The sequence below is a fragment of the Pseudoalteromonas sp. S8-8 genome (genome assembly GCF_000497875.1).
GTDB classification, from domain to species: domain Bacteria; phylum Pseudomonadota; class Gammaproteobacteria; order Enterobacterales; family Alteromonadaceae; genus Pseudoalteromonas; species Pseudoalteromonas arctica.
Window position 1 is genome coordinate 51,748 of record NZ_AUTR01000013.1, and the last position, 20,597, is coordinate 72,344.

Below are 20,597 nucleotides of genomic sequence, written 5' to 3' on the forward strand. Positions count from 1 at the left end.
GGTGCTTTTTAAGAAAGCACCTTATTTTGTGGCAAGTTAAAGCTAAACATAGTGCCTTTACCAATTTCACTTTGTACGTAAATTTCGCTATCCATCAGTTTTAATAACCCTCTGCAAATAGCCAATCCTAAACCACCTTGCTGGCGCCCTTCTTTATTAGAATTACTTGCTTGGTAGTGCGGATCAAAAATAGCATTCAGCTCATCTTCTTTTATGCCTACGCCCGTGTCTGATACATGCACAAATAGTTGATTATCGTCACTGCGTTTTACATGTACTGCAATGCTGCCGCCACGAGGGGTATGCCTAATTGCATTATCAATTAAGTTACTTAACACGCGCTCTAATTTAGCTATATCGGCAACCACAGGAAAATCACAAATCGCAGGTTCTACCGACAAACTAATGCCTTTTTTGTCAACGGCTAAACTAAATTTTGCCATGCAATCGTAAATGAGTTCACCTAAATTAAAGGTTTCTTTATTTATGTTTATTTCGCCATTTTCTAAGTGAGCAAGCTCAAATATTTGCTCTATGAGTAGCTTTAATTGCCCGCAATTATTAAGCGATACCTGCAAGTATTCTTGCTGCTCTTTTTTACTTAGCTGCTCGCCTGACTGATTTAATACTTCTAAAAACCCCTGCAGTGAAGCAAGTGGTGTACGTAGGTCGTGCGATAGATGGGTCAGCAACTCTTTGCGTTGTTTATCGCCTTGTTCAAGCGCTTTAAGCTGCTCATTAATACGCGTTAACATGGCTTGAATACTTCGCCCTAAACTATGCACTTCGTTACTTTTTTGCGTTGAATAGTTACTTAGCTTGGTGTCGGTAAGGCTGTAGTTAGCGGCTTCAATATTACTAACATCGCGTGCTAAGCGCTGAATTGGGTTGGTAAAAAAACGTAGTAAAATTAGCATCGCAATAAATAAAAATGCGAGTGCAGAGCCAAGCCATAAAGCAGCTAGCCATAACTTATCATTATTTTTTACAGTGCTTAGTGAGGTATCGTAAGCCTCACCACCAATAATTACATATAAATAACCTTGTAGCTTATCTTGATTAAATACTGGCGCGGCTGAAAATATTTTTTGTTGCTCTTTATTACGAGGATTGTCACCATAAATAGGTGCAGCGCTTGGGTCGTTAATCAGCCTTTTTAAAGGCGTTAAACTAATATGCGTGCGTTTAACTTTCCCCGGCTTTGCTGAGTAAGTAAGAATTTTTCCGGTTTCGTCTACAAAATAAAATTCAAACGCCGGGCCTAATAACATTAAGGTATGAAAAAGATTTTCAAGCGCTTTGTAGTCGTAAACACCTTCTTTTATTAATGGATTATCTTGTACTAAATGCTCCGCTAACGCTAAGTGCAGATTTTGTTCGGCGTGGTGTTTTGAAGTCAGTTCTAATTGCTTGCTCCAGCCGTAAACTAGGGCGCAAATAAAACAAAAAATCACGACTAGCGATATAGCTAATTTTTGATACAAAGATAATTTCATAATAGGTGTCTTAATTGAGTTGGCTAGGGTTTAGTTTGTAACCAACACCCCAAACTGTTTCGATGATAGGCGCTTGTTGGTGTTCTTCTAGCTTGGCACGTAAGCGGTTTATATGTGAATTAACCGTGTGCTCGTAACCACTGTGTTGGTAACCCCATACTTTATCGAGTAATTGTTGACGACTAAAAACATGATTAGGATGGCGTGCAAAGTAAACGAGTAAATCAAATTCGGTGGCGGTAAGGTTAAGGACTTGCTTGCCTAAATACACTTGGTGCGAGCTAAATTCTATATTGAGTGAGCCTACATTTAGTGTTTGTTCGCTATCAACGGGGGAGTTGTCGTTATTTTGGCTAGCGAGTAGCTGTGCTCTGTGGCGTAATTGGGTTTTTACTCTGGCTTGTAATTCGCGTGCAAAAAAGGGTTTACAAATATAATCATCGGCGCCCATTTCAAGGCCAATAACTCTGTCCATATCGCTACTAAGCGCGGTGAGTAAAATTACGGAGGTAGTTGGGTAATGCTCTTTTATTTTTCGGCATAAGCTCAAACCATCCATTTGGGGTAAGTTTATATCGAGTAAAATAAGTCCGTAGGGATGCTTAGCTATTTTTTTTAAGGCAAGTTCTGCGCTTACAACATGATCAACATGTAAGTTAAGCGACGTTAGCTGCGTGGTAATTAACTTACCTATTTCTCTGTCATCTTCTACTACTAATATTTTTTCGTGACGCATGTATTACCTCGTAAAAAGGGGGGCATCCGTGCTCCCTTACTTCCCCATTACAAGCTGGAACGTTACTGCGTGCGCGTAATTACTATTTTCGATACTGGGTTATCAAACTTATGTTCAACACCAAGTGCTGATGTAGATAATCCATCTTGATTTGAAACAATGCCCGGATGCATTGTTATTATATCGGCTGTATCGTCACGTATTTCGTTAAACCCTTCACCGCTAGCGGCAGGACCTGGCACAGTTTCAGCTGTTTCTGTATTTGCTTCCGTACCCGCATCATAAGCAGTCGTAGTGCGTGATAACGAACCGCCAACTTCTAATGTTGATACATCTAAAGAACTAAGACCGGTAAAAGCATCATTTGTATTCCCAAGCATGGCAGCAAATGACAAATTAAGCGTTTCTTGCTCTTCAACAGTAATGATTACTGTGGTGGTTTCACCAGGGCCAATAGCGCCTTCAGCTGAAACTGCAGCAAGTGCACTTTCGTAGCTGAGGTATTCTTCATTTGCACCGCTTTCTGCAAGCATTTCTAAACCAACAGAAGCTGTGGTACCGAATGACCAAGGTGCTTCATCTTCAAAAGCAATGACAGAGAGTGGTGACAAAGGCTGTCCTGCAGTTAAGTTACTAAAAGTAATAGTAAACTCACTGATCACAGGTTCTACAACAATTGGCTCAACAACGACCGGCTCTTCAACCACTGGGTCGTTATCATTATCGCTACACGCTGCAAGTGTGGTTGCAAGTGCAAGCACTAGTAGACTTTTTTTAAGGTTGTTAGCAGATGACATAATCATGCTCCTACTTAACTGTAACGGTTAATTGCGCTACTGGGTTTAACCATCTGTGTACTGTATTACTTAAATCGCTATTTCCCGCTTCTAAATCGTCATCACCTAAGCTACCTGGGTGAATATGGATGCTTGTATTTGTATCACCACTTAATATACCTGTACCGCCAGTGCCAGCGTCGCCACCTGGAGCCGCAGGAATACCCGGAGTACCTGGAGCGCCAGAGCCTTCAACTACAAGCTCATTGTTTTGTTCTGTGCCTGCATCGTAAGCATTTAAATTAATTGTGTAAGTACCCGCTTCTGTTGGGATTTTCCAGCTGTTTAAGCCTACAAAGCCATCATTAGTTGGTAGCATCATTGCAGTTAAAGATAGGTACTCGTTACCGTCGGTAGTGGTAAGTGTTGCCGTTGTAGATGCGGCTGGTGCAAGTAAGCCTTCAGCTGGATTTGCAGCCATATCACTGCCCGCTGCAGTTGCTTGTGCAACTAGCTCTGCAATATTGCCGCCTTCAGCCATTGTTTGTAATGCTGTAGATGCTTGCGTTGCTACTTCAAATAGTGTGTCTTCGCTGTTGTGTGCTGTAATTAACAGTGGAGTGAAGTGAATACCCTTGGTTAGGTTAGTAACTTTTAGGTCTAATTCTGCGGCCATAGTCGATTGGCTAGCTGCCGCTAAAAGAATTGCAATTGTTAATGTAGAAGTTTTCATTATTATTCCTGTAAGTGATGATTCGAGTTAAGTATTGAATAATCGTCTCCAGAAACTCTCACAAACTTATCACTTTTTTATCACAAGATTTTACGCTGTGATTTTTAAATACAAATACGTTGGTTGATTTGTAGACATTTGTTTAGTTAAGAGGCAACATACATAAAACAAAAAGGAGAGTGTTATGGAAGAAAATCAACAGGTTGAACCAGTTAATAAAGATGACCGTATGTGGGCTATGTTATGCCATTTGAGTGCGCTTGCCGGATTTATTGTGCCGTTTGGCTCAATAATTGGGCCATTAATTGTGTGGTTAATTAAAAGAGATGAGATGCCAGTTGTTGACGTGCACGGTAAAAAGGCGCTTAACTTTCAAATAACGATGGCAATTGCATATGTAGTTTGTTTTTTACTGATGTTTGTAGCAGTAGGCTTAATATTACTACCTATAGTGGCAATTTTTGGGTTTGTAATGGTTGTAATGGCGAGTATTAAAGCTAACGAAGGTAAAGAGTTTAATTACCCGTTTAGTTTAAATTTGATAAAATAAAACCTCAGTTATTTTTATACCAATTGCATTAAATTAGTGATCTATTATAGCGATAAGAAAATAGCTCAATAACAAGGCTAAAATTATGATACATAGTTGTTCTATATAAATAATTTTTAACGTAGTTAGTGAATTATTTAATACGCTAGAATGATCATGTTTTTAATAAAATTGGTATTATAAACCCAGCTATAGGCTGGGTTTTTACGTTTAGCCATAAGGGCATTATGCTTTATCTCACGTTATTTATTAGCGCATTTATATCTGCCACATTACTGCCCAGCTCTTCTGAGGTGATAATGGTGGGGATGATTGCCCAAGGTAAAGTTAATTTATGGCTTATGTGGTGCGTAGCAACACTTGGAAATGTATTGGGAAGCTGCGTTAATTACTGGTTAGGCACGCAGGTACTGCGTTTTAAAGATAAAAAATGGTTTCCTGTATCGCAAAAAGGGCTTGATAGCGCACAAAAGCAATTTAATAAATATGGTGTATATAGTTTGTTATTTGCTTGGTTACCGGTTGTGGGAGACCCATTAACGGTGATTGGAGGCATATTTAAAGTGCGATTTAACACCTTTTTACTGTTAGTAACACTAGGCAAAGGCGCGCGCTATTTAGCGGTTATCGCCCTTGCCGTAGGATTCGAAAAGCTTTTTTAAATAAGTTTTTTTTAAGGCCTTATTTAGCCCAATCAAGCGTTAACGACACTGAGTCGGCAAAACGCAGTGCATGCGGTTTATCAACACGTGCTTTAGCGTAATGAACACTTGGGTGTGAGTGACAAACCGCAAGAATTTCAGCCACTAATTTTTCGAGCAGTAAAAAGTGGCCTTGCTCTACTAAGCTAATTACTTCTTTGGTGATCACTTTATAATTAAGTGCTTGGTCAACTTCATCCGTTTTACACGCGTCATCAGCAGGGTAGTGAATCTCTAGGTTGATCACTACATCTTGCTTTTTTTCACGCTCATCGGGGTTAAAGCCAATAAACGTACGCAGGCGCAAATTAGTAACGTTAATAATTGCATTAGCCATAGGGTTAACCTTTTATAAGCTGCAAAAATTCGTTACGTGTTTTAGGATCGCTTCTAAAGTTACCTAACATTACTGATGTACGCATGCTTGAATTTTGCTTTTCTACACCGCGCATCATCATACACATGTGTTTTGCTTCAACAATAACGCCCACACCTTTAGCGCCAGTCACTTCTTCAACTGCTTTAGCGATTTGATGCGTTAGCTGTTCTTGAATTTGAAAACGGCGTGAAAACATATCAACAATACGTGCAAATTTAGACAAGCCCAATACTTTACCGTTTGGAATATAAGCAATATGGCAACGGCCAATAAAAGGTAGTAAATGATGCTCACACATAGAGTAAAGCTCTATGTCTTGCACTAACACCATGTCGTCAGCGTCAGATGTAAATACCGCTTTATTAGTTATTTCATCAAGCGTTTGACGATACCCTTGCGTTAAATATTCCATTGCTTTTGCAGCACGTTTTGGCGTATCAAGTAAGCCTTCGCGGTTAGCATCTTCGCCTACTGCGGTGATGATTTTTTCGTAACTTTCTTTTAATTCATTGTGCATAAATATCTCAGTTTATTTATATTTACTTTAAATGACGGCCGCCATCAACAGGCAAAGAGCGCCCTGTGATGTAGTGGCTTTGTAATAGTAAATCAATGCTATTGATAATTTCTTGGCATCCGGGTTCAATGCCCATTAATGATTTTTTAAGGGTCTTAGCTCGATATTGCTCATCGTCATGTTCATTAAAAATAATGAGTGATGGAGCAACCGAGTTCACTTTTATGTTTGGCGCATATTTAGCGCTAAACGATTTAGTTAAGTTATCGAGAGCTGCTTTACTTGCTGCATAAGCTAAGTGTTTAGGGCTGCCTGTTTCAACTACATAATCAGTAAGGTGAATTATATCAGCAGGTACTTTTTCACTTTGCTGATAGTTTATAAGCAGCTCAGCGCACATTAAATTAATTAAATACGGTGTTTTGGCGTGTATACGCATCATATTATCGAACAGTACTGCAAAGTCAGGATTGTTAGCTTCGCAGTCCCAGCTTGATGCATTGTGAACAACAGCGCGCAGCGATGTTGTATGCTCTTTAAGCTTATTTATAAATGCACTTATACCGTCATCGGTACTAAAATCGGCATAAATGCATACAGCGCCTTGTTGCTCTAATTTATCAACAGCGGCGTGACGAGTACGATACGTGATAATAATACTCAGCCCTTGGGCTATATAATGCTGAGCGAGTGCTAAACCAATACGTTGGCCTGCGCCGGTAATTAAAATGGGCGATGTCATATAAGGCAGTGTTCTCTTTGGCGGGTAGTTATACCAATATTATTAAAAATATCATCGTTCTATCGCTTTTTCATAGGGCTATAATAGCTCACTAACTTAACGCAATTGGTATTATAAAATTCAAAGCGTTAATTCATTAAAATATACGCAGCTTCTTAATCTGTCGATCAAAAAAGCAATTAATCCTCAAAGGCATTAATTGCTTTATTTTAGCTACTAAACATTAATCGTAGATTGTCGGAATTGGTTGACGCTTATGTTGTGTACGCGTGTAAATACTTACAAGCTTTTGTTCAACATCATTAGACACAGGTTTACCTTCTAAAAAGTCATCAATTTGCTCATAGCTCAAACCAAGTGCTTCTTCATCTGTTAAGCCTGGGCGGTCGCTTTCTAAATCAGCTGTAGGTGCTTTATCTACCAATAAAGCTGGGGCACCTAGTGCAGTAGCAAGTGCACGAACTTGGCGTTTTGATAAACCAAACAGAGGGGCTAAATCGCACGCGCCGTCACCAAATTTAGTATAAAAACCAGTAATGTTTTCAGCACTATGATCGGTACCCACTACTAGGCCTTGGCAAAAACCTGCAATTTCGTACTGAGCAACCATACGTTGACGCGCTTTAACATTACCTTTAATAAAATCTATTTGAGCTTGCTCAGGCAGTGCTTCACCACAGCCAACTACAGCAGCTATCGCTTGCTCATGCAATGCATCAGCCGCAGGTTGTACGTTTACGGTCATACGTTTACTTGGCTGAATAAAATCAACCGCCATTTGTGCTTCATCTTCGTCAGCTTGTACACCATAAGGTAGGCGCACTGCAATAAACTGATACTTGTCAGTATCGTGTTCTTTATTTAGCTCGTTTACAGCAAGTTGACATAAGCGGCCGCAGGTTGATGAGTCAACACCACCGCTAATACCCAGTACTAACGAGCGTGAATGAGCTGCTACCAAACGTGTTTTAATAAAATTAACTCGGCGAGTTATCTCAGCATTTACATCAATAGTTGGCTGAACCTTCATTTCAGCCATAATTTCGGCGCGCATTGCCAGCTCCTTATAAAATTTAATATGTGATACGCAATAAACTTATTATGTGATTTAGTCTTAATTAATTAAAGTTTTAAATGAGCTTTTATTTTGCGAAGCTCTACTTTTAATTCTTCTACTTCTGCCAGTAAATCACTTAATTCTTTATCTTTAATTACTTCACTTGGTAGAGCAACAAAGGCATCGGCGGGATTATTTTGTTGTTCGCCAAATAAATGAATGTATCGGCTGTCGCGTTTACCTGCTTCTCGTTCTAATTTACGGGCGTAATCGCTTTCAATCAGTTTATTGAGCGCTGTTTCTACTTCATTTACGTTATTAAAATCAGCAAGCCTAGCACTGCGAGTTCTTAATTCACCTGGGGTTTGGGCACCACGTAAAAGTAATAAACAAACAATGGCACGCTGCTGAGTAGAAAATTGCAGATTACTAAACTCAGTGTTGCAAAAGCGGTGGTCGTATTTATTTACGCGACCAGAAAGCCCTTCATCTATAGTTACCAAACGCATGTCTATTAGTTCATCAAGTGCGTTTTGCACGTCACTATCTGTAAGATTTAACACAGGATCGCGATTAGACTTTTGATTACATGCGTTCACTAGAGCGTTTAACGATAGCGGATAATGTTCTGGCGTTGTGCTTTGTTTTTCTAGTAAACAACCAAGAATACGTTGTTGATTTGCTGATAACTGCATAAATAATCTCAAATTAGTAAGCGTATTTTATTAGCTTACACCTTTATTGGATACCAAGCCATTGCTGGAGTTTAGGTTTTAGGGCGGCTAAATCGAGCGGCTTACTTAAATAGTCGTTCATGCCTGCTGCTAGGCATTTTTCTTTATCGCCCTGCATGGCATTGGCTGTAAGTGCAATAATAGTAATATTTTCATTACCCTTACCTGCATCGCCTTCTCTAATAGCTTTAGTAGCTTGGTAGCCATCCATTTCAGGCATTTGGCAATCCATTAAAACTAGCTTATATGGCTTACCTTGTTTTGCATTGAGTTTTACAATTGCCTCAAGCCCATTTTCAGCAATATCAAAAGTCACACCTGCTTGCTTTAATAGCGCCGAGGCAACTACTTGGTTTATTTTATTGTCTTCAACGAGCAGTAGTTGTGGCTCTGATGAATCGAGTACTGGTGCTTTAGTTAGTTTATTTTGTAGTTGTGCTTGTTGCTGCTGTTGTTCAATGTATTTATCGTTAGTGAGTGAGTCAAACAAATCAGAAGGTGTGAGTGGTTTGAAAATCATACAGTCGACTTCCATACCTACTTTAGACTCCTCAGGTGAATAACTCATTGGCGCCATAAGAACTAACTTGCAACTATGCATATTTATAAAGTTTTTAAGCGCAGTTATATGCGTTTGCGGCGCTTTTTCAAAAAAGTAGTAATCAACTAAAATAGCTTCAGGGTGGGTGGTTACATTATTTAAATAATCATCAACCTCAAGATAGTCATGTACGCAATTAACTTTTGCGCCCCATACTGTGAGTTGTTTACTGGCTGTATTTGCATTTAACGAACACTCATCAATAATTAAAATATGTTTGTTTTTAATTAAATGACTCGGTAAATCTTGTTCTTTACTTAAGCGAGGCTGTATTTGTATTGTGAAAGAAAATGTACTTCCCTCACCTTGCATACTGTTTACGCTTACTTCACCGTGCATTAATTCACACAATTGTTTTACTATCGCAAGGCCAAGTCCTGTGCCCCCAAACTGGCGTGTAGTTGAGGTATCTGCTTGTGTAAATGAATCAAATAACGACGCTTGTTTTTTAGGGTCAATACCAATGCCAGTATCAATAATCGAACATTGTAGGAACGAGCCATCCGTTGTTTCATCCACTTTGGCGGTAATAACTACTTCGCCATCAATAGTAAATTTAACGGCGTTGCCAATTAAGTTATTCAGAATTTGGCGTAAGCGGTTCGGATCACTAATTATTTCGCTAACTGTAATTTGAGTGGCATCTAAAATAAGTTTTGTATTATTTTGCTCTACTTTTAAAGCAAACGACTCAACCACTTCTCCTAATAACCGAGGTAGGTTAAATTGCACGTTTTCAATATCGAGCTTACCGGCTTCAATTTTAGAAAAGTCTAATATGTCGTTAATTATATTAAGTAAAGATTGAGCTGATGACTGAGCAAGTTCGATATGATGCTTTTGCTGTAGGTCTAGTTGCGTTTGCTTAATTATATTAAGCATGCCTAAAACACCATTCATTGGTGTGCGAATTTCGTGGCTCATACTCGCTAAAAATTCACTTTTAGCTTCAACAGCTTGTTCTGCAGTTTCTTTGGCGGCAACCAGCTTTTGTTCAGTTTCAATTCGTTGCTGGCTCGAGTGCAAGCTGCCTATTAACGCTGCAACGGCAATTAAAAAGCTTTCTTCGTTTTTAGACCAGTGGCGCTTGGATTGACATTGCTCGGCGCAAACAACGCCTATAGCACCACTTCCCGCAGGAATAATTACGCACAGCATTGATTTAATCTCGAGTGGCATTAAATACTGCTCTTTAATTGGTGCGAGTATTGGGTGTTCTAGTGCATCGGGTGCATTAAATACTGCTTGATGATCTATTGCATTAAAAAAGCTGGGGTTGTTTTTTCTTAGCCAAATAGAGTCAATTTTGTCACTAGACGAATGTTTGCTATGTATGGCAAAGGGGCTTAGTTGAGACTTGTCTTCATTAAAAAACCAAATACTGGCACGTTTAATATCGAATGCTTGGCAGATTGCTTCAGTGATAATATCTTTCGATTGGCTAAGTTGCCCATTTAATATTAATTTATTAACGGTAAGAGAAGCTAAAATTTCGTTATGTAATGCGGTTTTATTATTTTCTAATTCAATCTTTTTACGGGTATCAATATTCTGTAATGAGCCAAAAATACGTGTGCATCGTCCATTCTTTTGTTCTGCTTCACCATGTACGAGTACCCAAACAGATCCACCTTCTGCATCCATTACTTCTAATTCAACTTCGTAGCTTTCACCATATTTTATGGCTCGTTCAATTAAAGGTTTAATTGTTTCTCTGCTAGTGCCTTTTTTAAAGTAATTTAAATCTTTAGGCCATTCTGGTTGGTTATTTAATGGGTATTTAAATAGTTTTTTGGTCATATCAGACCAATACACTTGTTTAGTTTCTAAGTTAAATGACCATGCGCCTATTTGAGCTAGATCACTCATTGCTTCAAGCATTTTTTCATTTTGTTGCTGACGATTAAGCATTTTCAAAAAGAATAAAAAGGCCCAAATTAATAATCCGCAAATAATTATAATTGATAACCGAAGTGGCCACACAGCTGAATTTGGTGGGCTCCAACCTATTTTAGGTGCTACGTAAAGTTGCCAATTGCCACCTTGAAAGCTTAACGCAAACTCAAGGGGATCTTGCTCTATTATGTTTTGATCACCGTAAAAAAATTCCCCTTTGCTGCCAAGTCCATGCCTGCCTTGTAAAGCGACGTTGTACTCTTTTCCTAGCTCATAAATACCTGAATTTTCATAGACTTTGTCAATGTTGAGAACAACTGAGAGTAATCCCCAAAAGCGATTCTCTGGCGGTATGTAAACAGGAACTCGGGCTATAAGTGCGATGTCACCTTGGACTAATTTTAATGGGCCAGCCATTACGATAGCATTTGTATCGCGGGCTCTAATTGCATCAGCGCGTTGGTTTTTTTCTTCTAAGAAGTTCAAACCGAGCGATTTTTCGTTACCTTCTAAGGGGTAAGTCATGCGAATGACCATATCGGGAGCGCCACCAATGTTACGTAGCTCATTAGAGGTTTTAAATAGGGGTTGGGCAATTTGTTCAAATTGGGTTTGTTGTAGATTAGGCTGTGCTGCTACGGCAACACCTAAACCTCGAACCAATTGGATATTAGAAACTAAAATAGATTCTAATTGAGCACGATAGGTACTTATTTCAGAGAGTATCTGTAACCTGTGAGCATCTTTTACACGATTATAGTTAATACGATCAAGAACAACACCAACTAGTACAGTTAGCGTAAGCGATAACCAAAAGGTCAGCTTAAAGTTATGAACATTCGTTTTTTTGTTATTACTAGACGGTGGCATTAGCTACATCGTGGCGTTAATTTAGGCAAATTAACTATAGCTAATTTATGACATAAATGAAAACGGCGAATTAACAAATGCGCCGTTTATTTTTTATAATTAGTAGTTTAGCGAGTTACGAATCGCTAACTTCACGTGCCCAATGATTTTGCTTTGCTACGTGTAGCTTGCGGTAACCATCAAGTAGTGCCGCATGCTTTTTAAAGCCTTCAAGCGATAAACCTGGAAAAGTTAAACCGTTAAACTGCTTTTTACCTTCGGCAATTTCTATAGCCAGCGCTACATTATTAGCACCAAACATTAAGCCTAATGCATCTTGGTAATCAGCGTATTCGCGCTCGTCATCGTATTTAATTTCAAGAATTGCTTTTAAACAGCGGAAGTGGCGCATTGCATCTTCGTTTACTTGGCCCGTATGAAGTATCCAATCAACCCAATCAATGGCTTCTTCGCTGCCTGCGGCTAAACATAGGTGCGCTTTAAGCTCACCTATACGCAGTGTGTGCCATGGTGTGTCGGCATCAGTTGCTAAGCCAATAAATTCTGCGGCGCGGATAATATCGCTATGACCGGCTTCTTCTAGGCTGTCGTAAATTTCCATCCATTGCTCTGCATCGTACTGATCAAGCGATAGGAATGCTTCGCGAAATTTTGCGCCTTCGTTGTTGTTGCGCCAAATAAGCTCATCAACTGGATAAATGTCTGACATGCCAGGTACTAAAATACGACATGCGTATACGTTTAGGTGCGTGTAATCCATGATGTATATATCGTGATCCATGCTGTGAATCAGGTCAGTACAGAAGTTATATTCTTGCTCTGTTGTGCCGCTAAAGTCCCAGTGTACAAATTCAAAGTCAGGTTTTGCACGGAAGAAATCATGCGAAATCAAACCGCTTGAATCAATAAAGTGCAGTTCAATGTTTTCTGGTGTTGCTACTTCATCGTTATCAAATGTTGCAGGTTGGAATACATCTAGTTGATCTAAACGACGACCTTGTAGTAACTCGGTAACGGTACGCTCAAGCGCTACTTCAAATGAAGGGTGAGCACCAAAAGAGGCAAATACAGAACCATCAGTTGGGTTAATAAGCGTTACGCTCATTACTGGGTAAATTCCCCCAAGTGATGCATCGGCAATACGTAAATGAAAGCCATGGCTGCGAAGCTCTTCACACGCTTCGTGAATTTTAGGATATTGCTTAACAACATCTTCAGGCACGATTGGTAAACAAATGCCTTCGGCGATGATGCGGTTTTTAATCGCGCGCTCAAATACTTCTGATAAACCTTGTACGCGAGCTTCAAACTTCGTGTTACCTGCGCTCATACCGTTAGATACAAAAATATTACCAATAACGTTTACCGGAATGTATACGTCTTGGTTATCGCGTTGGCGAGTGTAGGGCAGGGTACAAATGCCACGATCAATATTGCCAGAGTTAAAATCAAAGAGATGTGATGCGTTAAGTTCGCGCTCTGGGTCAAAGTAATCCCATAAGCTTTCATCCATAATACCTTGTGGTACTTCGTCGCCTTCAACTTTAAACCATTTTTCGGTTGGGTAATGAGTAAACTCGCCATTGGCAAATTCTTCACCTAGATAAAAGTCTGCAAAAAAGTAGTTACAGCTTAAACGCTCAAAGTATTCACCGAGTGCTGAGGCAATAGAGGCTTTGTCGGTTGCGCCTTTACCATTGGTAAACATAACACCGCAGTCACTGTCTTTTATATGAACCGAATAACAGTTAGCTACAGGGTTAAGCCAAAGCGCTTCTTCAACATTAATGTGTAGGGCTTCAAGCTTGTTTTGCATGGTAGAGATTGACGATTCTAGGTCGCGGTCTTTACCTTTGATAAATGTTTTTTCAGTCATATTGATCTCAACTAGTTCTGCACGATGTGTGGAGCTGACATTATCGTGGATTTTGATGTTTATTTCACCCTTTGCGAGCAAGAACATTATTATTTAATAAAACTGTGGTTATTATATGTCCTTAACGCTTGGTCAAAACGTGCAAAGGAAAGGTTGATGTTTAAAGTAATCAAACGCTTGTTATTATTAATTGTGATTTTAGGGCTGGCAAGTACCGCCGTTGTTTATGGTGTGCTTAGTTTAAGTTTACCTGCCCTTGATGGAAACGGACGTAGTAACGCGGTAGTAGAGCCCGTAAAAATTTCGCGCGATGCACTAGGGCAAGCAGTGATAAATGCAAATAGCCGAAACGACGTTGCCTATGGTTTAGGTTATGCGCATGGGCAAGACCGATTTTTTCAAATGGATTTACTAAGACGTAATGCCGCAGGCGAGCTAAGTGAATTATTTGGCGAAGCCGCGTTGGGGCTCGATAAAAAGATGCGTTTTCATCAATTGCGTAAACGCAGCCAAATTATTTTACAAACGCTGCCTGATGCAGATAAGCAATTACTTAAAAGTTACGCTCAAGGTGTAAACGAAGGTTTAGCGCAAGTAGGGTATTCAAGCTTTGAATATTTACTAACCGGTGCAACACAAAAGCCATGGCAAAGCGAAGACAGCCTACTTGTGATATTTAGCATGTACCTTGATTTACAAAGCGCGACATTTGAACGTGACCAAGCACTCATTCAAATTGAGCAAGCGTATGGTAAGCAAATGGTTGATTTTTTAACGCAACCAAGTAAGTACCAAGCCGCACTTGATGGCAGTAAATTAACGCCTTATAACGCCGGTATACCTACTTTGCCCACTCAAACAGAGCATACAGTTAAAAGTATTGAAGCAAACCAAGAGCGCGGCAGTAATAACTGGGCAGTTACGGGAACGCTTACTAAAACAGGCGCTGGAATGGTGTCTGATGATATGCATTTATCGATGGCAGTGCCTGTAATTTGGTACAGGGCTCAGCTAAATTATATACAAAATGGAAAACCCGCTCAGGTAACCGGTGTATCGCTGCCCGGAGCGCCGGCAATTGTTGTTGGCACTAACAACAATGTTGCATGGGGATTTACTAATGGTTATTTAGATACAGCCGATTGGATTGCATTAAACGATGATAGTAAAACATGGCAAGTAGATGAACCTATTGTATTACCCGATGGGGAGGTTGAAAACTATTCATTAATACTCAGCGAATATGGCCCTGTAAAATATATTAACGAAAAACCTTATGCATTGAGCTGGGCTGCACATCAGCCTTACGCCGTTAATATGCAACTATTAAAGTTAGAACAAGCCAAAACAGTAGATGATGCACTTGCTGTAGCAAGCGATGTAGGAATACCTGTGCAAAACCTAATGGTGGTAGATAGCCAAGGTAGTGCAGCGTGGAAAAATATGGGCGGTATACCGGCTCGTAAAACGCCAAGTGAGCTCGGTGTAAATGCCGGTGACTACTCAGCGCTTTGGCAGCAAACCGAATTAGAACGCCCCTTTATTAAAAACCCACAAAGTGGGCGATTATGGACTGGTAATTCTCGCGTGGTATCGGCTGAAGATAACGCCCGCTTTGGCAATGGTGGCTATGCACTCGGTGCACGTTCGAGCCAAATCCGCGATAGATTATTTGAAAAACAAACATTTGCAGAGAGCGACTTTTACGCACTACAGCTCGATAACCAAGCTCGCTTTTTAATGCCTTGGCATGCTTTGTTATTAAAGCAATTAAAAGCCGATCAAACCAAAAATCAGCAATATATAACAGCGCTCGAAAATTGGCAGCAATGTGCGTGTTCAACCTCCATAGGGTATACCTTAGTTAAGCGCTACCGCGATGAAGTGATTAATATTTTATTTAGTAATATTGAAAGCCAATTAAATAAACAGCAAGGCACACTTAAATACGTAAAACGAGATTTAGAGCCTGCAGTTTGGCAGCTTATTAATAACAAACCCGATACGTGGATAAACCCGCAATTTAAAAGCTGGGATGCACAATTACACGGTGCATTTAACCAAACTATCACTAAGCTTACTGAGCAATTTGGTAATAATGTACAAAGCTGGCAGTGGGGCAAGGTCAATGAGTTAGTGATAGAGCATCCGTTTGCAAAGCAAATGCCGTTACTTGCTAAGTTATTAAATATGCCCACAGCAGCGGGTTTTGGTGATAGCTACATGCCCGCCGTACAAGGGCGCAGTTTTGGCGCATCGCAGCGCTTTATTGCTCAACCTGGGCATTTAGAACATGCAATTTTAGCTATTCCCGGTGGGCAATCGGGGCATCCTCTTTCTGAATTTTATAGAGCGGGGTTTAGTGATTACGTAGAGGGTAAACATACACCTTTATTGCCGCAAACACTTATGCATCAAATAGTCATAAGTCCTATTAAATAACGTTTAAGTGATAAGTGAGTGAGCTTAAATAGTGATAAAAACGTTCTATATTTATTAATTCATACAACAGAGAACAAAAATGAAAAAAATACTACCCGCATTAATAACAGGTTTATTACTAAGTACAGCAGCGCAATCCGACGAGGGACCAGTAACAGCACAAAAGCTAAGTGAGCATGTATACGTACTATTTGGGCAAGGCGGTAATATTGCAGCGAGTGTAGGTGATGATGGCATTTATATTATTGATGATCAGTTTGCCAAACTCTCAGATGATATTAAAAAAACGATTAGCGATTTAAAACCAGGCAGTGCAGAGTTTGTTATTAATACGCATCATCATGGCGATCATACCGGTGGCAACGAAAACTTTGCTAAAGCGGGTGCGCACGTTATAGCACACGACAATGTACATAAACGTTTAGAAGAGCAGCATGGAGAAGGGTCAGACTTTTTACCGCGCATTAGTTTTGGTCACGATTTAAAACTGCATTTTAATAACGAACACGCCCATGTAGTGCATTACGAACATGCACATACCGATGGTGACTCGGTTGTCTTTTTTAGTAACGACAACATAGTGCACATGGGCGATATTTACTTTAATTTTGGCAGCTTACCGTTTGTTGATGTAGATAGCGGCGGCAGCGTTGATGGTATTTTAGCGGCAGTAGACGATGTAGTTAAACAAATTGACGACAACACTAAAGTAATACCAGGACACGGTAAGGTAAGTGACCGTTCAGGACTGATAGCGTATGGTAAGCTAGTTCAAAACGCGAAAGACGTAATGCTAAAAGCAATGCAAAATAATGCAAGCTTAGAGCAAGTACTTAAAGCCGATCCATTGGCAGAACTTGGTCTTGAATACGCAGGCTGGTTACCAAAAGAGAAAGTAACCACACTCTTTTATCGCAGTTTAAAGTAGTACATCTAAAGTAAAAAACATGATACAAAGCTGAGTGTATTCTTGATTTAATCGAGCGTACATTCGGCTTTTATTTTCTTATGCCTAAGGAGTTGTGTATGTCGGCAGAAAAAACCCATCTTGAAATTTGTAACTTAACCAGAGAGCAATATCCGCAAATTAAAACCTTGATGGATCAAGCGTATCCCGACTTAGGTGGTGCGTGGCCAAGTCATACCATTTTTAGATTAATAGACCAATTTCCTGAAGGGCAAATAGGTATTGTAGATGACGGCGTGCTGGTGGGCTTAGCGCTGAGCGTACAAGTTGATTACACACGTTTTTCAAACCCGCATACATACGAAGACATTGCAGATGGTCACGACCGTGTATTTAGCGATACAGACGGCGATGCGCTATACGGCTTAGATGTTGCCATTAGCGAAACTCACAGAGGCATGCGCTTAGGTCGTCGCCTTTATGATGCCCGTAAAGAACTGTGCCGCCAATATAACCTACGCGCTATTTTAGCGGGTGGTCGTATTCCACGTTATTACAATCACAGCAGTGAAATGACGCCAATGGAGTACATTGCAAAAGTAGATCAGAGGGAGCTATACGATCCTATTTTAAGCTTTCAGTTGTCTAATGATTTTCAGGTAAAGCGTTTGCTTAAAAAGTATTTACCGGAGGATCAAGAGTCAGTAGGTTACGCCACTTTACTTGAGTGGAATAACATTATGTATGAACCAACCGACACGGTACTCGAGTCAACTAAATCAATTGTGCGCGTAGGTGCTGTGCAATGGCAAATGCGTTGTGTTGAATCGGTTGAAGAAATGCTAAAGCAGGTTGAATACTTTGTAGATACCGTATCTGACTACAAAAGTGACTTTATACTATTCCCTGAATTTTTTAATGCGCCATTAATGGGGCTAGGAAATCAAAGTAATCAAACTGAAGCGATTCGTTATTTAGCGGAATATACCGAAACGTTTAAAAACGCGATGTCGCGTATGGCAATAGAATACAACGCCAATATTATTACCGGCTCTATGCCGCTTGCCGAAGACGATAAAATTTATAACGTGAGTTATTTATGCCACCGCAGCGGTAAAATAGACGAGCAACGTAAAATACATATTACCCCGCATGAGCAAAACGATTGGGTTATTCAAGGCGGCGACAAAATTGCCGTATTTGAAACCGATGCTGGGCGTGTAGGTATTCAAATTTGTTATGACGTAGAGTTTCCTGAGCTTTCACGCATATTAGCAAAACAAGGGTTAGATATTTTGTTCGTCCCATTTTGGACCGACACTAAAAATAGCTACTTACGTGTGCGCCATTGTGCACAAGCGCGTGCAATAGAAAACGAATGTTATGTGGTTATTGCAGGCTCGGTAGGTAACTTACCACAAGTAGAAAGCCTTGATGTGCAGTACTCACAATCGGCTGTATTAACGCCATCGGACTTTTCGTTCCCGCACGATGCAACACTTAACGAAGCAACACCTAATACAGAAATGCTGTTATTTAGTGACCTTGATATGGATAAGTTAAAAATTCTTCACAGCGAAGGCACAGTGCGTAACTTAAAAGATCGCCGCGAAGATTTATATGAAGTTATATTGAAAAAGAGAGATGTTTAATGGCGTGGATTTATTTGGTTATTGCCGGTTTACTTGAAATTGGCTGGCCGATAGGTTTAAAAATTTCGCAAAACTCAGATACTCGCTGGCAAGGCATCGCAATAGCGGTGGCATTTTTAGTTGCTAGTGGTTTTATGTTGTGGCTTGCTCAAAGGCAAATATCAATGGGCACCTCATACGCGGTGTGGACAGGTATTGGCGCTGCGGGTACGTTTTTAGTAGGTATATTGTTTTATAACGATGCAGCTACATTTGGTCGTATTGCGGGAGTATTAATGATTATTAGCGGTGTGATAACACTTAAAATAAGCTCTTAATTGGTAATTTGAATAAACGCTTAATTATGAATAGCGCAGGTATAAAAGCCTGCGCTTTTTTATGCTCTTAACTTGGCAACATGACCAAAATAGCGGCAATGGCTATGAGTATTAAGCCTGCAGTATCTTGTTTTTTAAGTGGCTGCTTTAACCAAAGTACGGCAATTAGCATGGTAAAAAATACTTCAACCTGTCCAAGTGTTTTAACGTAAGCAACGTGCTGTAAGCTCATTGCACTAAACCAGCCAATAGAGCCGACACAACTAAAAACACTAATAGCGGCTGTAGTGCCTTTGTATTGCCACAGTTTACTGAGCGTTTTTGGCTCTTTTAGTAATAAATAGCCCAGTAGTATTAGCGTTTGTAAGCTAATTACAAACAGCAAAACCCAAGCGGCTGAGTGTGGAAATAATAATCCTGAGTTTAAGCTCGCTTCACGTACCCACAGTGATGTAAGTGCAAAGCAAGTACCACAAGAAAGTCCTAGTAATGCAGTTTTAGCATTAAAGTGTTTAACGCTTGTTATGCCGCTGAGTAGCAATACGGCAATAGCGCCAAAAAACACACCAAGCCAACCGAGTAAAGAAAGTGCCGAGCCAAAAAATAATACACCTAAAATAGCAGCCACTAACGCTTCGCTTTTGGCAAGACCAGCACCTACAGCGTAATTATTCATTTTAAATAACTTAACCATTAAACCAGTGGCAAGTATTTGCATCACACTTGCGCCTATAATAAATCCCCAAAAGGCATTATTAAACGTAGGCATGGCGGTATCTTGATATTGATAAAGGCCATATAAATACACGGCAGCAATAGGGCCTGCAATAATAAAGCGGGAGAGAGTTACGCCAGCAACACTCACATCGTTACTTAATTTACTTTGCAGGGCATTACGCCATGCTTGCATGAAGGCGGCTAAAAAAGTGAAAAATATCCAGGTCATGGTCGTCATCGTTAAAATGTAAGGCAGTAAAGTTAACAAGCTTTGTGAAGTAAAGCGATGCATTAACTATGATGTTGAATATTCATCATCTGCGACATTATGTCGCATGGGTTTGAGGATATATTTAGCTATAGTAAGCCTGATGTTATTGTTAGCCGCCAGCGTTTGTCATAAAACGTATCTGGCGGCTTTTTTATTGCGCTTATGCTAAATTATCCGAAACATCAAAAGGATAAATTATGACAACATTAGTTGTATGTGCATTACTTGCGGTATTAATGCCTTACTTTGCAAAAGTGCCGGTTGCTATAGCAATGGCAAAATTAGGTCGATACGACAATAAACATCCAAGGGCGCAACAAAAAAAATTAACCGGCTTTGGTGCACGGGCGCTCGCTGCTCATCAAAACTGTTTTGAATCGCTTGCTGTTTTTGCTGTCGCTATTGCAGTTGTACTGGGCACTAACTCTGTAGGTGCAGTGACCGAAATGTTAGCGGTTACGCATATTGTGTCGCGTATTTTGTATTGCGTTTTTTACTATATGAACCTAGATATAATTCGCTCATTAGTGTGGTTTATTGGCTTGGGTACAGCCATTGCCATGATTGTGGTGAGTTTGTAACTTTATAGCGTAAAACCACAAAGCAAGCAGCCTAAAAGGGCGCTTG

At 40.0% G+C, this 20,597-nt stretch carries 19 protein-coding genes; 7 read left to right on the forward strand and 12 right to left on the reverse strand.

Annotated elements, in window-relative coordinates:
• Window positions 1-8: 8 nt before the first annotated feature.
• The 4 genes from L659_RS0103555 to L659_RS0103570 all read right to left on the reverse strand — a co-directional run bounded on the left by L659_RS0103555 (window position 9) and on the right by L659_RS0103570 (window position 3,741).
• Window positions 9-1,496 carry a sensor histidine kinase gene (locus L659_RS0103555; RefSeq protein ID WP_024589629.1) on the reverse strand — a complete coding sequence of 496 codons (1,488 nt, stop codon included), beginning with the start codon at window positions 1,494-1,496 and terminating at the stop codon, window positions 9-11.
• Window positions 1,497-1,506: 10 nt separating this feature from the next.
• Window positions 1,507-2,232 (reverse strand): response regulator transcription factor, encoded by a 726-nt coding sequence (locus L659_RS0103560; protein ID WP_024589630.1) that lies wholly within the window; start codon window positions 2,230-2,232, stop codon window positions 1,507-1,509.
• Between the two features lie 62 nt (window positions 2,233-2,294).
• Complete coding sequence (locus L659_RS0103565) at window positions 2,295-3,029, reverse strand: spondin domain-containing protein (RefSeq protein ID WP_002962335.1); 735 nt, start codon at window positions 3,027-3,029, stop codon at window positions 2,295-2,297.
• A gap of 10 nt (window positions 3,030-3,039) precedes the next feature.
• Window positions 3,040-3,741, reverse strand: coding sequence for a spondin domain-containing protein (locus L659_RS0103570; RefSeq protein WP_007580506.1), 702 nt, complete (start codon window positions 3,739-3,741; stop codon window positions 3,040-3,042).
• 184 nt (window positions 3,742-3,925) lie between these two features.
• Here L659_RS0103570 and L659_RS0103575 point away from each other — a divergent pair, with 184 nt between their 5' ends.
• A complete protein-coding gene (locus L659_RS0103575) occupies window positions 3,926-4,291 on the forward strand; it encodes a DUF4870 domain-containing protein (RefSeq protein WP_007580507.1) in 366 nt (121 codons plus the stop codon).
• A gap of 227 nt (window positions 4,292-4,518) precedes the next feature.
• Entirely contained in the window at window positions 4,519-4,953 is a 435-nt protein-coding gene (locus tag L659_RS0103580; protein WP_024589631.1) for a YqaA family protein, read from the forward strand.
• Between the two features lie 19 nt (window positions 4,954-4,972).
• On the opposite strand, the gene folX is transcribed toward L659_RS0103580, so the two are convergent.
• The 7 genes from folX to ycaO all read right to left on the reverse strand — a co-directional run bounded on the left by folX (window position 4,973) and on the right by ycaO (window position 13,664).
• Complete coding sequence (gene folX, locus L659_RS0103585) at window positions 4,973-5,329, reverse strand: dihydroneopterin triphosphate 2'-epimerase (protein WP_007377309.1); 357 nt, start codon at window positions 5,327-5,329, stop codon at window positions 4,973-4,975.
• A gap of 4 nt (window positions 5,330-5,333) precedes the next feature.
• Window positions 5,334-5,888 (reverse strand): GTP cyclohydrolase I FolE, encoded by a 555-nt coding sequence (folE, locus tag L659_RS0103590; RefSeq protein WP_002962341.1) that lies wholly within the window; start codon window positions 5,886-5,888, stop codon window positions 5,334-5,336.
• 22 nt (window positions 5,889-5,910) lie between these two features.
• A complete protein-coding gene (gene folM, locus L659_RS0103595) occupies window positions 5,911-6,630 on the reverse strand; it encodes a dihydromonapterin reductase (RefSeq protein ID WP_024589632.1) in 720 nt (239 codons plus the stop codon).
• Window positions 6,631-6,853: 223 nt separating this feature from the next.
• Window positions 6,854-7,684 (reverse strand): ammonia-dependent NAD(+) synthetase, encoded by an 831-nt coding sequence (gene nadE / locus L659_RS0103600; RefSeq protein WP_024589633.1) that lies wholly within the window; start codon window positions 7,682-7,684, stop codon window positions 6,854-6,856.
• Between the two features lie 68 nt (window positions 7,685-7,752).
• Window positions 7,753-8,382: a YceH family protein gene (locus L659_RS0103605; RefSeq protein ID WP_024589634.1), complete on the reverse strand. Its 630-nt coding sequence runs from the start codon at window positions 8,380-8,382 to the stop codon at window positions 7,753-7,755.
• Between the two features lie 43 nt (window positions 8,383-8,425).
• Window positions 8,426-11,788: an ATP-binding protein gene (locus tag L659_RS0103610; RefSeq protein WP_024589635.1), complete on the reverse strand. Its 3,363-nt coding sequence runs from the start codon at window positions 11,786-11,788 to the stop codon at window positions 8,426-8,428.
• Between the two features lie 115 nt (window positions 11,789-11,903).
• On the reverse strand, window positions 11,904-13,664 hold the full coding sequence (ycaO, locus tag L659_RS0103615; RefSeq protein ID WP_024589636.1) for a 30S ribosomal protein S12 methylthiotransferase accessory factor YcaO: 1,761 nt from the start codon (window positions 13,662-13,664) through the stop codon (window positions 11,904-11,906).
• Between the two features lie 156 nt (window positions 13,665-13,820).
• On the opposite strand from ycaO, the gene L659_RS0103620 reads away from it, so the two are divergent.
• From L659_RS0103620 to L659_RS0103635, 4 genes are all read left to right on the forward strand, one after another.
• Complete coding sequence (locus L659_RS0103620; protein WP_024589637.1) at window positions 13,821-16,106, forward strand: penicillin acylase family protein; 2,286 nt, start codon at window positions 13,821-13,823, stop codon at window positions 16,104-16,106.
• Window positions 16,107-16,185: 79 nt separating this feature from the next.
• Entirely contained in the window at window positions 16,186-17,034 is an 849-nt protein-coding gene (locus L659_RS0103625; RefSeq protein ID WP_024589638.1) for an MBL fold metallo-hydrolase, read from the forward strand.
• 98 nt (window positions 17,035-17,132) lie between these two features.
• Entirely contained in the window at window positions 17,133-18,665 is a 1,533-nt protein-coding gene (locus L659_RS0103630) for a bifunctional GNAT family N-acetyltransferase/carbon-nitrogen hydrolase family protein (protein ID WP_010554553.1), read from the forward strand.
• Window positions 18,665-18,982, forward strand: coding sequence for a DMT family transporter (locus L659_RS0103635; protein WP_007580521.1), 318 nt, complete (start codon window positions 18,665-18,667; stop codon window positions 18,980-18,982). The genes L659_RS0103630 and L659_RS0103635 overlap by 1 nt, the downstream gene beginning before the upstream one ends.
• A gap of 67 nt (window positions 18,983-19,049) precedes the next feature.
• Here the strand turns inward: L659_RS0103635 and L659_RS0103640 are convergent, their stop codons facing one another.
• A complete protein-coding gene (locus L659_RS0103640) occupies window positions 19,050-19,928 on the reverse strand; it encodes a DMT family transporter (protein WP_024589639.1) in 879 nt (292 codons plus the stop codon).
• A gap of 239 nt (window positions 19,929-20,167) precedes the next feature.
• Here L659_RS0103640 and L659_RS0103645 point away from each other — a divergent pair, with 239 nt between their 5' ends.
• Window positions 20,168-20,551, forward strand: a complete 384-nt coding sequence (locus tag L659_RS0103645; RefSeq protein WP_010554555.1) for an MAPEG family protein — start codon at window positions 20,168-20,170, stop codon at window positions 20,549-20,551.
• Window positions 20,552-20,597: the final 46 nt, after the last annotated feature.

Coding starts and splice junctions, on each gene's coding strand:
- L659_RS0103555 (WP_024589629.1), bottom strand. CDS start 1,496: ATGAAATTATCTTTGTATCAAAAATTAGCTATATCGCTAGTCGTGATT.
- L659_RS0103560 (WP_024589630.1), bottom strand. CDS start 2,232: ATGCGTCACGAAAAAATATTAGTAGTAGAAGATGACAGAGAAATAGGT.
- L659_RS0103565 (WP_002962335.1), bottom strand. CDS start 3,029: ATGTCATCTGCTAACAACCTTAAAAAAAGTCTACTAGTGCTTGCACTT.
- L659_RS0103570 (WP_007580506.1), bottom strand. CDS start 3,741: ATGAAAACTTCTACATTAACAATTGCAATTCTTTTAGCGGCAGCTAGC.
- L659_RS0103575 (WP_007580507.1), top strand. CDS start 3,926: ATGGAAGAAAATCAACAGGTTGAACCAGTTAATAAAGATGACCGTATG.
- L659_RS0103580 (WP_024589631.1), top strand. CDS start 4,519: ATGCTTTATCTCACGTTATTTATTAGCGCATTTATATCTGCCACATTA.
- folX (WP_007377309.1), bottom strand. CDS start 5,329: ATGGCTAATGCAATTATTAACGTTACTAATTTGCGCCTGCGTACGTTT.
- folE (WP_002962341.1), bottom strand. CDS start 5,888: ATGCACAATGAATTAAAAGAAAGTTACGAAAAAATCATCACCGCAGTA.
- folM (WP_024589632.1), bottom strand. CDS start 6,630: ATGACATCGCCCATTTTAATTACCGGCGCAGGCCAACGTATTGGTTTA.
- nadE (WP_024589633.1), bottom strand. CDS start 7,684: ATGCGCGCCGAAATTATGGCTGAAATGAAGGTTCAGCCAACTATTGAT.
- L659_RS0103605 (WP_024589634.1), bottom strand. CDS start 8,382: ATGCAGTTATCAGCAAATCAACAACGTATTCTTGGTTGTTTACTAGAA.
- L659_RS0103610 (WP_024589635.1), bottom strand. CDS start 11,788: ATGCCACCGTCTAGTAATAACAAAAAAACGAATGTTCATAACTTTAAG.
- ycaO (WP_024589636.1), bottom strand. CDS start 13,664: ATGACTGAAAAAACATTTATCAAAGGTAAAGACCGCGACCTAGAATCG.
- L659_RS0103620 (WP_024589637.1), top strand. CDS start 13,821: ATGTTTAAAGTAATCAAACGCTTGTTATTATTAATTGTGATTTTAGGG.
- L659_RS0103625 (WP_024589638.1), top strand. CDS start 16,186: ATGAAAAAAATACTACCCGCATTAATAACAGGTTTATTACTAAGTACA.
- L659_RS0103630 (WP_010554553.1), top strand. CDS start 17,133: ATGTCGGCAGAAAAAACCCATCTTGAAATTTGTAACTTAACCAGAGAG.
- L659_RS0103635 (WP_007580521.1), top strand. CDS start 18,665: ATGGCGTGGATTTATTTGGTTATTGCCGGTTTACTTGAAATTGGCTGG.
- L659_RS0103640 (WP_024589639.1), bottom strand. CDS start 19,928: ATGACCTGGATATTTTTCACTTTTTTAGCCGCCTTCATGCAAGCATGG.
- L659_RS0103645 (WP_010554555.1), top strand. CDS start 20,168: ATGACAACATTAGTTGTATGTGCATTACTTGCGGTATTAATGCCTTAC.